The organism is Streptomyces sp. NPDC104307 (assembly GCF_055584045.1).
Window position 1 is genome coordinate 908,069 of sequence record NZ_JBVJMU010000001.1, and the last position, 13,802, is coordinate 921,870.

At 73.5% G+C, this 13,802-nt stretch carries 12 protein-coding genes; 8 read left to right on the forward strand and 4 right to left on the reverse strand.

The genetic code is table 11. The annotated features are described in order from the left end of the window. Positions 1-9 precede the first annotated feature (9 nt). Both ACZ601_RS03760 and ACZ601_RS03765 read left to right on the forward strand, forming a co-directional pair. Positions 10-492, forward strand: a complete 483-nt coding sequence (locus tag ACZ601_RS03760) for a GtrA domain-containing protein (protein ID WP_440575146.1) — start codon at positions 10-12, stop codon at positions 490-492. A 133-nt stretch (positions 493-625) separates the two neighbouring features. Continuing rightward, complete coding sequence (locus ACZ601_RS03765) at positions 626-2,371, forward strand: hypothetical protein (protein ID WP_469532539.1); 1,746 nt, start codon at positions 626-628, stop codon at positions 2,369-2,371. A gap of 6 nt (positions 2,372-2,377) precedes the next feature. On the opposite strand, the gene ACZ601_RS03770 is transcribed toward ACZ601_RS03765, so the two are convergent. Beyond that, positions 2,378-4,519 (reverse strand): tetratricopeptide repeat protein, encoded by a 2,142-nt coding sequence (locus ACZ601_RS03770; protein WP_469532541.1) that lies wholly within the window; start codon positions 4,517-4,519, stop codon positions 2,378-2,380. A 147-nt stretch (positions 4,520-4,666) separates the two neighbouring features. Next, on the reverse strand, positions 4,667-5,488 hold the full coding sequence (locus ACZ601_RS03775) for a maleylpyruvate isomerase family mycothiol-dependent enzyme (protein ID WP_469532543.1): 822 nt from the start codon (positions 5,486-5,488) through the stop codon (positions 4,667-4,669). Between the two features lie 189 nt (positions 5,489-5,677). On the opposite strand from ACZ601_RS03775, the gene ACZ601_RS03780 reads away from it, so the two are divergent. The 6 genes from ACZ601_RS03780 (at position 5,678) to ACZ601_RS03805 (ending at position 12,328) form a co-directional block, all read left to right on the forward strand. Continuing rightward, positions 5,678-6,403 carry a response regulator transcription factor gene (locus ACZ601_RS03780; RefSeq protein WP_469532545.1) on the forward strand — a complete coding sequence of 242 codons (726 nt, stop codon included), beginning with the start codon at positions 5,678-5,680 and terminating at the stop codon, positions 6,401-6,403. Beyond that, a complete protein-coding gene (locus ACZ601_RS03785; RefSeq protein WP_469532548.1) occupies positions 6,390-8,492 on the forward strand; it encodes a sensor histidine kinase in 2,103 nt (700 codons plus the stop codon). Before ACZ601_RS03780 ends, ACZ601_RS03785 begins: the two co-directional genes overlap by 14 nt. A gap of 124 nt (positions 8,493-8,616) precedes the next feature. Next, positions 8,617-9,039, forward strand: coding sequence for a sortase-dependent protein (locus ACZ601_RS03790; RefSeq protein ID WP_469532549.1), 423 nt, complete (start codon positions 8,617-8,619; stop codon positions 9,037-9,039). Positions 9,040-9,130: 91 nt separating this feature from the next. Further along, a complete protein-coding gene (locus ACZ601_RS03795) occupies positions 9,131-9,817 on the forward strand; it encodes a class F sortase (protein WP_469532550.1) in 687 nt (228 codons plus the stop codon). A 170-nt stretch (positions 9,818-9,987) separates the two neighbouring features. After that, complete coding sequence (sph, locus tag ACZ601_RS03800) at positions 9,988-10,971, forward strand: sphingomyelin phosphodiesterase (protein ID WP_469533822.1); 984 nt, start codon at positions 9,988-9,990, stop codon at positions 10,969-10,971. A 145-nt stretch (positions 10,972-11,116) separates the two neighbouring features. Next, on the forward strand, positions 11,117-12,328 hold the full coding sequence (locus tag ACZ601_RS03805) for a hypothetical protein (protein WP_469532551.1): 1,212 nt from the start codon (positions 11,117-11,119) through the stop codon (positions 12,326-12,328). Between the two features lie 131 nt (positions 12,329-12,459). Here ACZ601_RS03805 and rbsD read toward each other — a convergent pair whose 3' ends face one another. Beyond that, the gene (gene rbsD, locus ACZ601_RS03810) at positions 12,460-12,849 is read right to left on the reverse strand and encodes a D-ribose pyranase (RefSeq protein ID WP_469532552.1); all 390 of its coding nucleotides are present in this window, start codon (positions 12,847-12,849) and stop codon (positions 12,460-12,462) included. Further along, a complete protein-coding gene (locus ACZ601_RS03815; RefSeq protein WP_469532553.1) occupies positions 12,846-13,775 on the reverse strand; it encodes a ribokinase in 930 nt (309 codons plus the stop codon). The genes rbsD and ACZ601_RS03815 overlap by 4 nt, the downstream gene beginning before the upstream one ends. Between the last annotated feature and the right edge of the window lie 27 nt (positions 13,776-13,802).

The following is a 13,802-nucleotide window of genomic DNA, read 5'->3' on the forward strand; positions in this document are numbered from 1 at the left end:
AGGAAACCCGTGACCGCCGCCCCACCCCGCCAGCCGACGCGCACGTCCCACGCCCTTGTCGCGGCATTCGTGCGCTTCGTGGTCTGCGGCGGCGGGGTCGGGGTCGCCTCCAGCGGGGTGCTGGTGCTGCTCCACGACCGGATGCCGCTGGCCCTGGCGAACGCGCTGGTGACCGTGGTGTCCACGGTGATAGCCACCGAGCTGCACAGCCGGGTGTCGTTCCGCAGCGAACGCCGCGGCTGGGGCGTGCACCTCCAGTCCGGGCTGACCGTCGCCGTCAGCTACGCCTTCACGACCGGGGCGCTGCTCTGCCTCTACGCGTTCCGCTCCGAGCCCTCGGCCCTGGTCGAGCAGACCGTGTACCTGTCGGCGTCGGCGCTGGCCGGGGTCGGGCGCTTCGCCCTGCTGCGGGTGGTGGTCTTCGGGGACCGGAAGGCCGGCGCGGCCCCTGGCCCCGTGCTCCGCAAGACATCCGTGGCGATGGCAGCCTGACAGGGCATCCGGCCGGGCCGATTGGATATCGTGACTGGTCGGCCGGGCAGTCGCGCGGCCCATGGGCCGAGTGGGGGCGCGGGTGACACAAGGGCGGGCCGGATGGCTGCGAGTGCCGGTCGGGGACGGTGCCGTGCGGTGGGCAACCCGAGGGAAGTGCCTGCGGGTGCTGCTCGTCGTGCACAACGTGACCTCCGCCACCCGGCTCCTGGACGTGCTGCCGCTCTTCGACGGCGATCTGCGGATCCAGCTCCTCGCCACCTGCCCGGAGTCCTCGGCGTTCTCGGCCGGCACGGCCGAGCTCCTCGCCGGGACCGGAGTGCCGGTGCTGCCGTGGGAACAGGCCCTCGAAACGCCGGTGGACCTGGCCGTCTCCGCCAGCTTCGGTGGCCAACTGGCATTGCTTCCAAGTAAGTTGGCGATTCTCTCGCACGGTGTCGGATATACTAAGAAGCTGGCGACACCGGACACCGGACACCGGACACCGGACACCGGGGCAGGAGCAGGAGCGGAGCCCAGCCCCGTGCCCGTATTCGGACAGGCTCCGCAGTGGGTCCTGGCGGACGGCGTACCCATCGCGGACGCTCTCGTCCTCTCCCATCCCGAGCAGTGCGACCGGCTGCGCGCCGCGTGCCCGGAGGCCGCGCCGACCGCCGTACTCGCCGGTGACCCCTGCTTCGACCGCGCACTCGCCGCCCGCCCCTACCGCGAGCGCTTCCGCCGGGCACTCGGGGTACGGGCCGGGCAACGGCTGATCGTCCTCAACTCCACCTGGAATCCTGCGTCGTTCTTCGGGGACGGCGGCGCGGGCGGCGACGACCTGCTGCCCGGCCTGCTGCCTCGGCTCGCAGGCGAGTTCCCCGTGGACGAGTACCGGTTCGCCGCCGTTCTGCACCCCAATATCTGGCACGGGCACGGCCCCGGCCAGGTCCGGGCCTGGCTCGACCGGGCGCGGCGCTGCGGGCTGGTGCTGATCGATCCGCTGGAGGGGTGGCGGCAGGCGCTGGTGGCGGCCGACGCGGTGGTCGGGGACCACGGGTCCGTCACCTTCTACGCGGCGGCGCTCGGCACTCCGGTGCTGCTGGCCGCTGCCCCGCTGGACGAACTCGACCCCGGGGCGCCGATCTCCGACTTCATGCGGGTGGCGCCCCGGCTGGACCCCGGTGCGCCGCTGCGCGGGCAGATCGACCGGCTCGTGGAGCACCACCGGCCGCTGCCGGGGCCCGCCGAGTACACGACCTCCGTGCCGGGGGAGGCGGCGGTCCGGCTGCGGTCCCTCTTCTACTCGATGATGGGTGCGGCGGAGCCGGAGTGGGCCGCCTCGCTGGAGCCGTTGCCGCTGCCCGGCCACGAACCGGTGTCCGTCACGGCACCCCTCCACGTACTGACCCGGGTGACGCGGCCGGGCGAGGTCTCGGTGACCCGTTGGGCGGGGTCACCGCCCTCGGCCGAGTGCGCGGACGGTGACGCGCACATCGCCGTGCACGAGGACACCCGCGACGTGGACGGGCTGGAGCTGGCCGATGTCGTCTTCCGGGACGGCCTGCCCGGCGATCCCCGGTTCGGGTCTCCGGCGGTCTGGACGGCCGAGGTGCTGCACCGCCACCCCGGCTGTGCGCTGGCCGCCTTCACCGTCGGCCCGTCCGAGTGTGTCGTCCGGCCGAGGGGCGGCCGGCTGCTCAGCCTGACCTCCCCGCCGGAGGCCCCGGTGGACCCCGCGGCCGCCGCCTCCGCCCTCCATGCGCTGCTGGGGGCCGGAGGCGCCGGCGACGACGTCCTGGCGGAGCGGCTCGTGACCCTGCTGGATGACGGCGGGTTCACCGTGCGGTCCGGGGCCAGGGGCGTGCGGGTGCGGGTCACCGGCCTGTCCGCCGGGTGACGCGCCTCAGCCGGTGCCGTGCTCCCCGGCCGTGCAGCGCTCGCGCATGGACCGCAGATACGCCACGTGGTACTCGGCGCTCTGACCGCTCAGCGTCGTGATCGCCGCCTCGACCAGGGGGCGCGCGGCGGCGGTGTCCGACTGGTCAAGCCAGGTCTCGGCCAGGTCGGTCAGCGTCCGGGCCGTGTTGTACGTATCGCCGTCCGCGCGGAAGTGACGGAGCGCCGTTTCCAGCCGTTCCCTGGACTCCTCGAACCTGCCGAGGCCCCGCAGAGCCCGGCCCCGGTGGCGTTCCAGCAGGGCACGTGCGCGGGGGACGTCGGCGGTCCCCTCGTCCCCGGCCCCGATCGTGACCAGCACGGCGTCCGCCTCCTCGAAGCAGTCGTACGCCTCCTGGAACCGCCATTGCCGAAGCCTCAGCAGTCCGAGGAACTCCACCGCCGACGCATGGCCCCGCTTGTGCCCGGCCGCCTCCTCGGCCCGCGCGGCCGCGAGTGCTTCCACCTCGGCCTCGTCCCAGAGGCGCAGTTCGGTGAGCGTGTGGGCGAGTTGGGCGTGCAGTGCTCCCGCGTCCGCGCTTCCCGGCAGGTGGGCATCAGCGAGCCGTGCTCCGGCGCGCAGGGCGGGCAGCAGCGTCTCGTGGCGACCGGCCTTGAGCTGCAGCGGCCACAGGGAGCGGCAGAGCCGTACGGCCGAGGCCGGGTCGCCGGACTCCTCGGCACAGTGGACTGCCTGGATCAGGTTGCCGGACTCTGCGATCAGGGCGTCGAGCGCCTCGCCCCGGCTTTCGAAGGCAGGGGTTTCGCGGGTGCCCGTGGGCTCGGGGACCCGCCAGCTCTCGGGCAGTGCCTGATGCGCCGCGGATGTCGACAGATCGACGTACCAGCGCAGGGCTCGCGCCATCGCAGCCGAGCAGCCGGCGATGCCGTCCTCCTGTACGGCGACAGACTCGGCATGTCGGCGGACCGCCGGGCGGTAGTGGTAGCGGGCCCGCCCTTCGGCGGTGGTGTTGCGCTCCAGCAGGAGCCCGTCCGCCAGTTCCTCCAGCCGCAGCTCGGCGTCCTCCGGTGCCACCCCGGCGACGCGGGCGGCCACCGCGGCGTCCAGCGCGGGCCATTCGCGCACCGCCAGCAGTCGGTACAGCTTCGCCGTCTCCGGGTCCAGGGCGCCGTAGCTGTCCTGCGCCGCCGCCCGTACGGGGTCACCGGCGGCCGGTGTACCGGAGGCGGGCTCGGCGAGGCGGGGCGCCGCCGCGCGCAGGGCGTACGGCGATCCGCCGCACCGGGCGAGGACGGAGGGCAGGGTGGCGCGGGCCGCGGCGACCGCCGGTTTGTCCAGGAGCTGGGTCAGCAGCCGTACCGCGTCCTTGTCCGCCAGCGGGCCGACGGGAACGCGCACCGCGTCGAGGCCGGGAAACGGGCTGCGGGCCACCACGATCGTGAACACGGCGGGCGCGGAGGTGAGGAGCGGCCGGATCTGGGCGGCAGAGTGCACGTGGTCGAGGACGATCAGCAGCCTCAGGTCCGCCACACAGCCTCGGAAGAACTCGCTCAGTTGGCCGGCGGCGGTCGGCATCTCCTCGTCCGGCACGCCGAGTTGGCGCAGCAGGCTACGCAACACGGTCCCCGTGCCGCGCGCTGCGGTGGTGCCGCCCGCCAGATCCGCGTAGAGCTGGCCGTCCGGGAACAGGCCGGCCTGCCGGACCCCCCAGTGCACCGCCAGCGTGCTGGTGCCCATGCCCTCGGCGCCGTGCACCAGGGCCAGCCTCGGGGTGCCGTCCGCGCGCCGTGACGCCTCGCGGTCGAGGCTCTTCAGCGCCTCCTTGCGGTCGGTGAAGAACCTTGTGGAGGCGGGGAGGCCGGGCTGCCCGGCTCGCGGCGTGAAGCCCGCTGCCCCGCCCCGGCCCGTGCTGCTCACCCGGCTCGCGAACGCCGTCCAGGAGGAGGCGAGCCCGGGGTTCCGGCGGAGTCGCTCCGACACCAGGAGGGCCACCGCGTCGAGTTCGCCGGGTGCTACGGGCGCCGGGATCTCGCGGCCGACGATGCGGCGGACGTATCCGCCGGTCGACTCCCACGCCCATCTTCCGGCCTCGTTGGCCATCCCCGAGCCGACCGCCCCGAGCACCGCCGAGACGGCTGTCAGCGACATGGGATCCAGCATGTGGCGCACTCCCCGTTCCCGGTGTTCCGCGCGATGCGCCCTCCCCGGCACCGCCACTGCCACCGTGCGGATGCAATCTACCGAGTTGGACGGCGCGGCGTGTGCTCACCGCACCCCCAAGTTGTCCGTGCCGGGTCACGGCGCCGTGAAGTACTCCGGGAAGCGGGGGCCGATCCACGGCTTGCGCCCCCAGGCCAGGACCCGTCCCCTGGCCATGGCGCCCGCCGGGGCGATGCGGCCGAGTGCCATCAGCAGGAACGTGACCGGCTCGATGGAGATCGTGCAGTCCGGGCGGTCCGGCGGCCGGTGGCCCACCGCCACCGTGCCGTCGGTGAACGTCACCCCGAAGCGGCCGCCGCCCCACAGCCGGACCGTGTAGCGCGCGGTGAGACCCGCCGTGGCCCGCTCGTCGGTCACCCGGGGCATGGCCTCGACGAGGAAGGGCAGGGTCAGCCCGGCCCTGACCCGGTCGGCCATGTGCGGGCGCCGCAGTGCCCGCGCCAGGTCGTAGCCGTGGCCCAGCATGTGCGTCAGGAGGTACGAGCCGAGGACCGCGCGGTTCATCGGGCCCATCGGCGTCATCAGCGTCTCGTCCGAGGGGTGTTCGGTCACCGCGTCCAGGAACGCGGCGGTCTGCGCCACGATCATCGCGGCCAGCGGCTCTCCGGCCCGCTCGCCGAACGCCGCGAGGGCTCGTTCGTTGGCCGCGGCCAGACCGCGTGGGGTGCCGTCCCCGTAGTCGCGCGGGTGCCCGGCGGCCACCTCTGCCATCAGCTGGTTGGCCTGCGCCAGATGTGCCGCCGCCTCCCCCACGGTCCACTCGGACCTGGGGACCGGCAGCCCGGTGTCGGGGGCGGCGCGCAGCAGCGCGGCGATCTCCGCAGCCGTCTCGCGTATCGCGTCGGCCAGTCCTTCGGGCAGCCTGCCCCGTACCTCGTGCCCAGCTACCGGCTCCACCCTGCTGCCCACCCTCTTGAACGCCGTGCCCGTCACGTACGCCTCGTCCGGCACACGCAGCGCACGGCTGTCGCACCCGTGCAGCGACCGTCGCGCACGCCAGTTACTTGCGGGTACACAAGAGCAGGACAGGGGCGTCGCGGGCAAGAGCCCGACGTCCACTGATCGAACCCCTCTACGATCGAGCACGTGTGCGCAAACGTGATCGTCGCTGAAGACGACGAGAAACAGGCCGAACTCCTCCGCCGTTACCTGGAACGGGAGGGCCACTCCGTCACGCTCGTCGGCGACGGTCTCGCGGCCCTCGACCTGGTCCGGCAACGGGAGCCCGACCTGCTGGTCCTCGATGTGATGATGCCCCGTGCCGACGGTCTGGATGTGGTGCGTGTCCTGCGCGCCGAGTGCCGGGAGTTGCCGGTGCTGATGCTGACGGCCCGCACCACCGAGGACGATCTGCTGCTCGGACTCGATCTGGGCGCGGACGACTACGTGACCAAGCCTTACAGCCCACGTGAGCTGATGGCCCGGGTCCGTACGCTCTTGCGACGCAGCCGCCGCGTCACGGGCGCGGAGCCGGCCGACGACCCGACTCTGAGGGTCGGTTCGCTCGTCGTCGATCCGGCCCGGCATCTGGTTTCGATCGGCGGTGAACCCGTCGAATGCACCCCCGGTGAGTTCAGGATCCTCGCGGCGCTCGCGGCCGAGCCCGACCGGGTCTTCTCCCGGCAGCAACTGCTCGCGGAGCTCCACGGATTCGACCGGTACATCAGCGACCGAACGGTCGACGTGCACATCATGAACCTGCGCAAGAAGATAGAACCCGCCCCGCGCAGGCCCACCCGGCTGCTCACCGTCTTCGGCGTCGGATACAAGCTGACGGACCCGGCGAAGGCGGTGGCACGTGCGTCGTCCTAGCGGAGAACAGCAGGCGGCGGACCCCGGGCAACGGGGGGCGCGGCTGCCCCTGCGCAAGAGCCTCTTCGCCCGGCTGCTGGCCGTCTCGGCGCTCGTGGCGGCATGTTCGGTGGCTGCCACCGCCTGGCTGGCCGTGCAGACGACGTCCGGCGCGATCCGGCAGGAGCAGGGGCAGAACCTCACCGCCGACGCCCGGATCTATCACAGCCTGCTCGGATACGCGGCGGCTCATCCCACCTGGGACGGCGTCGGGAAGACCGTGCGTGAACTGGCCGAGCAGTCCGGCCGGCGGATCGCGCTGACGACGGAACGGCGTGCTCCGCTCGCCGACTCGGCCGATCCGGAGTCGGCGGCGGCGCTGCCGGCGCAGGCCTCGGCGATCGTCGATCCGCTGTCGGTGGACACGGCGCTGGCGGCCGAGACCGCGGGCGCGTCAGGGGCTCCGGCCGACCGGGTCGATCCGCGAGCGGTCGGGCCGTTCCGGCTGCCCGCCTCCGAGCGGGCGGCGCTGCAGAAGACCGCGGACCGGAAGGTGTCCTGCCTCAGCGCGACCGGGATCGCCTCCGACGTGGTCCGCAGCGAGAGCGGGCGCCCCCGGATCCAGGTGGTGGGCAACGACCCCGACCGCGTCCAGGGCACGCGCTGCGCCACCGATGAGCTGGACAGCCCGACCGCGACCGAGAGGAAGGCGCTCAAAGCCCTCAACCAGCTGGCCGACGCCTGCCTCAAGCGCCAGGGCCGGGCCGGCGTCGATCTGAAGCTGGATCTTTCCTGGGGCCAGCCCACGGAACCCAGGCCGGCCGTGTCGGTTCCCACCGAGCTGCCGATGGCGTCGCCCAGTCCCGCACCGACCTATGCCCCCACCGACGCGCCCAGCCCCGCTCCGGCCCCCTCGACGGCGGCCGGGAACGGCGAGGCCGACCGGGCGATCGCCTCCTGTGTCGGCACGGCCCGCCGCGAACAGCTCGGTTCGTACGTCGCCTCGCCCGCCCTGCTGTTCATCGGTGACACCGGCGGCACGACGGTGCCCGGTTTCGATCTCTCACCGGCCAACACCGCGAAGATCGCGGGGGCGGCGGCGCTCGTCCTCGCTCTCACCGTAGGCGCGTCGGTCCTCGTGGGCGCACGGCTCGTACGCCCCCTGCGCGCGCTGACGGGCGCCGCCCAGCGGATGCGGGACGGCGAGGACAGCGTCCCGGTGCTGGTCGCCGCGGACACCGAGATCGGGCGGCTTGCCGCCACGTTCAACGACATGTCCGCCCACCGCGCGCGGCTGGAGGCCCAGCGCAAGGCCATGGTCAGCGATGTCGCCCATGAACTGCGCACCCCGCTCAGCAACATCCGCGGCTGGCTGGAGGCGGCGCAGGACGGGGTGGCGGAGCCGGACCCGGCGTTCATCGCCTCGCTGCACGAGGAGGCGGTGCAGTTGCAGCACATCATCGACGACCTCCAGGACCTGGCCCAGGCCGACGCGGGCGCGCTCAGACTGCACGCCGAGCCGGTCCGGATCGAGGAGTTGCTGGGCCAGGTCGCCGCCGCACACCAGGCCCGCGCCGAGACGTCCGGAGTCGCGCTGACCGTGCTGCCCGTGGCCCCGGACCACCCGGTCCCGGGGCTGACGGCCGACCCGGTCCGGCTGCGCCAGGCCATCGGCAACCTGGTCTCGAACGCGGTACGCCACACCCCGTCCGGCGGGAGCGTCACCCTGCGCCCGTACGGCTCCGAGTCCGGCGACGCGGTTCTGGTGGACGTCACGGACACGGGCAGCGGCATACCCCCGGAGGACCTTGCCCATGTCTTCGACCGATTCTGGCGCGGCGAGAAGTCCCGCAGCCGGCGTACGGGAGGCAGCGGACTGGGGCTGGCGATCGTACGGAAGCTCACCGAGGCGCACGACGGCACCGTCACCGCGGTGAGCGTGGAGGGGCAGGGGTCGGTGTTCACCCTCCGCCTCCCGGCCGACCGCGGGGGCGCGTACGGGGACGGCCTGCCGGAACCGGAGCCCGGCCGCACCGACGACCTCCCGCCCGGCGGCGTCCCGGGCCACGTTGCCCCGGCCCACGATCGGGACGGCTCCGGGCAGCCCTGATGCGATGAACACAGCGTCCTGACAGCTTCTTCATAACTCCGGGACAGCCTGTCAGCACGCCCCGCGCCGCGGTGCGATTCCGCATCGCGGCGCCTTCGGGGCCGTCCTGAACGGAGCCACATACATGTCCCTGCGCTCGTCCTTGCGTACCGCCGTCCTGGCCGCTGTGGTGGTCGGTGCGGTAAGCGTCCCCGCCGCCTCGGCCTTCGCCGACTCCTCCCCCGCCGCCTCAGCCGCGCCCACCAAGGCCGCCACCCCCTCGGAGGCTCCCTCGGACGCCCCCTCGGTCTCCCCCGCCCCCGCCACCGCCGCGCCGACCAGGGCACCGCGCGGCGGAGTCGCCGCGGGCGAGAGCCCCTCCCCCGCCCCCGCCACCGAAGCGCCGACCAGGGCACCGCGTGGCGGAGTCGCGGCGGGCGAGCGCCCGGCCGGCACGTCCGGTGACAACACCGCCGCCGTCACGGGGTCCGCCGTGGCGGCCCTCCTGGTCGCGGGCGCCGGAACGGTCGTCCTGCGCCGCCGCTCCACCGGCCGTCGCAACGGCTGACCCACCCTCAGCCGATAGAACCGGCAGTGGCGCCGTCCTGCATCAGGGCGGCGCCACTGCCGTCGGCCGATCACTTCTGGAGTCCGTCCTCATGTCCCGCACGCCCCGGATGTCCCGTACACCCCAGTGTCTCCGGCGTACCGCACTGCCGGTGTACGCCTGCCTCGCGCTGACCGCACTGACCGCGTTGACCGGCTGCTCCACCGACTCGCCGTCGAAGTCCTCGGCCGCGGCGCGGAGCGCCGAGTCGCCCGCGACGACCGGAACTCCCGCGCCCGGAAAGGGAACCGCGTCCGATCCCGCACCCCCGTCCCCGTCCACATCCGCGAAGTCCGCCCCGCCGCCCGTCCATGTCTCCATCCCGTCCCTCGGCATCAACAGCGCGGTCATGCGCCTCGGGCTCAACGCCGACGGCACGGTCGAGGTGCCGCCCGCCGACAAGGGCATGACGACCGGCTGGTACACCGGCGGCTCAGTACCCGGCCAGCCGGGCCCCGCCGTACTGATCGGCCACAACGACACCCGCTTCGGCCGAGCCGTGTTCCACGACCTCAAGAAGATCACCAAGGGTGCGGACATCAGCGTCCGCGACGACCGGGGCACCGAGATCCACTTCGAGGTGACCGGCCGGGAGACGGCGAGCAAGACGGCGTTCCCGACCGCGCGGGTCTACGGACACACCAAGGCCCGTGCGCTGCGGCTGATCACCTGCGACGGCGCGTTCGACGCCGCGGGGCACCCCGTGGACAACCTCATCGTGTACGCCGAGAGGAAGTGACGGGCGTCGGAAACCGGGGGGGGCAGGTGTCCTGGGGCTGGGCGGGCACCTGTTGGACGGCTGCGGTCAGGACTCCCGGAATCTGCTGTCTACCCACGGGTAACTCCCCCTGCTTTCATGGGTCCCAGCATTCATCCGCCCCCATGCAGCAGCAGACTCAGGAGTACCCCGTGCCGCACTCCGCGCTCCGCCGAATCTCCGGCGTGACCCTGTCCGCCACGCTCACCGCCGCCGCGCTGGTGGCCGTCGCACCGCGGGCATCGGCGGCCGACACCCCGCCGCCGCTTCGGGTCCTCACGTACAACACGTTCCTGATGAGCACCAGCCTCTACCCCAACTGGGGGCAGGCGCACCGGGCCGCCGAGATACCGAAGGCCGGCTTCTTCCAGGGCAATGACGTCGTCGTACTGGAGGAGGCGTTCGACAACACCGCCTCCGACGCCCTGACCCGCAACGCGTCCGGCCAATACCCGTACCACACACCGGTGGTGGGCCGGAGCCGGAGCGGCTGGGATGCCACCAGCGGCGCCTACTCGGCCACCACGCCCGAGGACGGCGGCGTCACGATCCTGAGCAAGTGGCCGGTCATCCGCCAGGAGCAGCACATCTACAAGGACGCCTGCGGCAGCGACTGGTGGTCCAACAAAGGCTTCGCGTATGCCGAGTTGAACGTCAACGGGGTACGTGTGCACGTGGTGGGCACCCACACCCAGTCGACCGACCCGGGGTGCGCGTCGGGCGAGGCGGCCGCAATCCGGGCACGGCAGTTCCAGCAGATCGACGCATTCCTCGACGCGAAGAACATCCCCGACTCGGAACAGGTCATCGTGGCAGGCGACCTCAACGTGGACTCCCGCTCCCCCGAGTACGCCGACTTGCTGACGAACGCCGGACTGACCGCTGCGGACGCCCGCACCGGGCACCCCTACTCCTTCGACACCCGGGACAACTCGATCGCCTCGGAGCGCTACCCCGATGACCCCCGCGAGGACCTCGACCACGTGCTGCACCGTACGGGGCACGCGAAGCCGGCGGGGTGGACGAACGAGGTGGTCAAGGAGGAGAGCGCGCCGTGGACGGTGTCGAGCTGGGGGACGGACTACACGTACACGAACCTCTCCGATCACTATCCGGTCGTGGCATCGGGGCGGTAACCGGCCGGCTGCTTGCCGGGATCAGGCAGGGACCGGGCCCCCGGGGCTGCCGGTCCCGCTTCTTGATGCCCGGCCGGGCGCGGCGCAAGCTGGCCGGCAGGGGGCTGGCGGTCGCGAGGCGAGGGGGGACCGGATGAGGGGGCATGTGCCTGTGTTCCGGTGGGTGCTGGCGGTCGGCCTGGTGCTGATCGGGTGTTCGCTGGGGGTGTATCTCGCCTCGCCCGGCTACCCCGAGCTGCGGCAGGTGGACCTGACGGTGCTCCACGAGTCGGCCGACGGGGCGTGCACGGTGCGGTGGGCCGATCCGTTCGGGGAGGGCGAGCGCGAGGGCCCGTATCGGTGTGATCCGGATCGCGATCAGATCCTCAAGGCGCCGTACTACGACGAGGGTTCCGGGTTCGGCTGGGACACCGGTTTCGTGCGGTCCGAAGGTGCGGACCGAGGTGATCTGTACGAACTGGACCGGGACAGCGGGCCGGACGACAAGCTGACCCGGATCTCCGACGCGCTGGTGGCGGTCGGTCTTCTCGTGACGATCGTGGGTCTCGTCGGCGGGAACATCCGGGCCATGGCACGGACGAGCGGGGTGAGTCCGCAGGTGCTGCGGCGAGCACGGCGGCTCAGCGACGCCGCCGGAGCGGTCGCCGTCGATCACCAGCGGGCCGTGGAGGCCGTACGGGCGGCCTGGGCGCCGTTGCACGGAGAGCTGGTGGACGAGCGGCTGGGCCGGCTCCCGGTGGCGCGGCTGCGCTGGGCGGTCAGGGGGCGGCCCGGCCCCGGTGACTGGGAGCAGGGCGGCATCCGGAGCCTGCGGGACGTGCTCGACGCCGGGGCGTGGGAGCTGGGCCGGTTGCCGGGGGTGGGGCCCCGGGCGGCCGGGCGCGCGGTGGCCGCCGCGCGGCGGATCTCCGACCGGGTGGACGCCACCGCCGCCGTACGGGTCGACTCCGACCGGCCCGAGCCCCGGACGACGGCCCTGCTGGTCGCTCTCCAGGTGCTGGTGGCGGGCGGAGCGGCCGCCCGGCGCACGGCCGTGGTGGGACGGGCTCTGGCCGAGCGGCTCGAACCGCTGCTGGCCGACGCCGAACCGTGCGGTGGGTACCGGGAGATGCTGCGTGCCGGGCCTGACCGTCGCCGCCTCGCCCGGAAATCCGTGGCGCTGCTGCGTGAGGAGTTGGCCACGGCCGCGCGGGAGGGCCTCGCGGACCGGTTCGCGCAGACGTCGGTGGACCTGTTGCGGGGTCAGGACAACGACGCCGCCGGGCTGGCCGCGCGGGTGGACTTCGACGCCCGCCCCGCGGAGTACCGCCGGGTGCTCGTGGCCGTCACGGGCCATGGCATCGTGACGGCGAACTGACCGCGCGGGGCCGCACCGTGCGCCGTGGCCGGATGCGTCGGGCCGGCCGGTGCCCGTGGGCGGACGCGCGGGGCCGGCCCGTGCGCCGTGGCCGGACGTGCAGGGCCCGCCCGTGCCCGTGGGTGGGCTCCTCAGAAGAAGACCCCGCAGCGCAGCAGCACATTCGCGTACGGCCGCGCCTCGCCCGTACGCACCACCAGGCGCGCGTGGGCCGTGAGCGCCTTGAGTGCGTCGTGGGGGACGTGGGTGAGGTCCGGGAGGCGTTCGGCCAGGAGGCGGGACGCCGCCGGATTGGCTTCCCGGATCTCCTCGGCCGCCGTCGCGCCCTCCACCACGAGTTCGTCCAGCAGCCCGTCGAGCACCTCCGCGAACGAGGGGACGCCCGCCCGGAAGGCCAGGTCGACAACGCGGGGGCCCGGCGGGATGGGCATGCCGACGTCGCAGATCAGGACGGTGTCGCCGTGGCCCAGCTCGGCCAGGGCGCCCGCGAGGTGGCGATTGAGGATGCCTGACTTCTTCACAGTGCGCCGATCTCTTCCTCGGTGGGGAACGACGCCTGCGCGCCCTGCCTGGTGACGGCGGCCGCGCCGACCCGGACGGCGAGGGCCGTCGCCACGGGGAGCTCCTCGCCCAGGCCGAGCCGCCAGGCCAGGGCTGCGGTGAACGCGTCGCCCGCACCGGTCGTGTCCACCGCGTCGACCTCGGGGCTGGGTACCCGTACGCACTCCCCGGTACGGGTGTCGGCGGCCATTGCGCCGCCGGCGCCCAGGGTGATCACCACCGAGCGGGGGCCGAGCGCGGTGAGGGCCCGTGCCCAGGATTCGGGGGTGGTGCCCGCGTCCCGGCCCAGAATGAAGCGGGCCTCGTGCTCGTTGACCACCAAGGGGTCGCAGGCCGCGAGTACTTCGGCGGGGAGCGGGGCGGGCGGGGACGGGTTGAGGACGAGCCGGGTCCCCGCAGGGAGCACGCGCGCCGTCTCGGCGACCGTTTCCAGGGGGATCTCCAGCTGGACGGAGACGACCCGGGCGGCGGAGAGGAGGGGGCCCGCCGCCCGGATGTCCGCCGGGGTGAGCCGTGCGTTGGCGCCCGGCGAGACGACGATGCTGTTGTCGCCCGTCGGGTCGACCGTGATCAGGGCGACGCCCGTCGGCGCTCCGCCCACGAGGACTCCGGTGGTGTCGACGCCCGCAGAGCGCTGCGATTCCAGCAGCAGCCTGCCGTGCGCGTCGTCACCGACCCGGGCCAGCAGCGCCGTGCGGGCGCCGAGGCGGGCGGCGGCGACCGCCTGGTTGGCGCCCTTGCCGCCCGGGTGGACGGCCAGGTCTGAGCCGAGCACCGTCTCCCCCGCCGCCGGGCGCCGGTCGACGCCGACGACCAGGTCGGCATTGGCCGAACCGACGACCAGGAGGTCGTACCGGGCGGGGCCGGAGTCCTCGTTCTCGTACATCTGCTGCTACTGCCTTCCTTCCGTGGA

Bases quoted from the DNA above. Each gene is read 5' to 3' on its own strand.
- ACZ601_RS03770 (WP_469532541.1), bottom strand. From the start codon at position 4,519: ATGTCGCTGACAGCCGTCTCGGCGGTGCTCGGGGCGGTCGGCTCGGGG.
- ACZ601_RS03790 (WP_469532549.1), top strand. From the start codon at position 8,617: ATGTCCCTGCGCTCGTCCTTGCGTACCGCCGTCCTGGCCGCTGTGGTG.
- ACZ601_RS03795 (WP_469532550.1), top strand. From the start codon at position 9,131: ATGTCCCGCACGCCCCGGATGTCCCGTACACCCCAGTGTCTCCGGCGT.
- ACZ601_RS03815 (WP_469532553.1), bottom strand. From the start codon at position 13,775: ATGTACGAGAACGAGGACTCCGGCCCCGCCCGGTACGACCTCCTGGTC.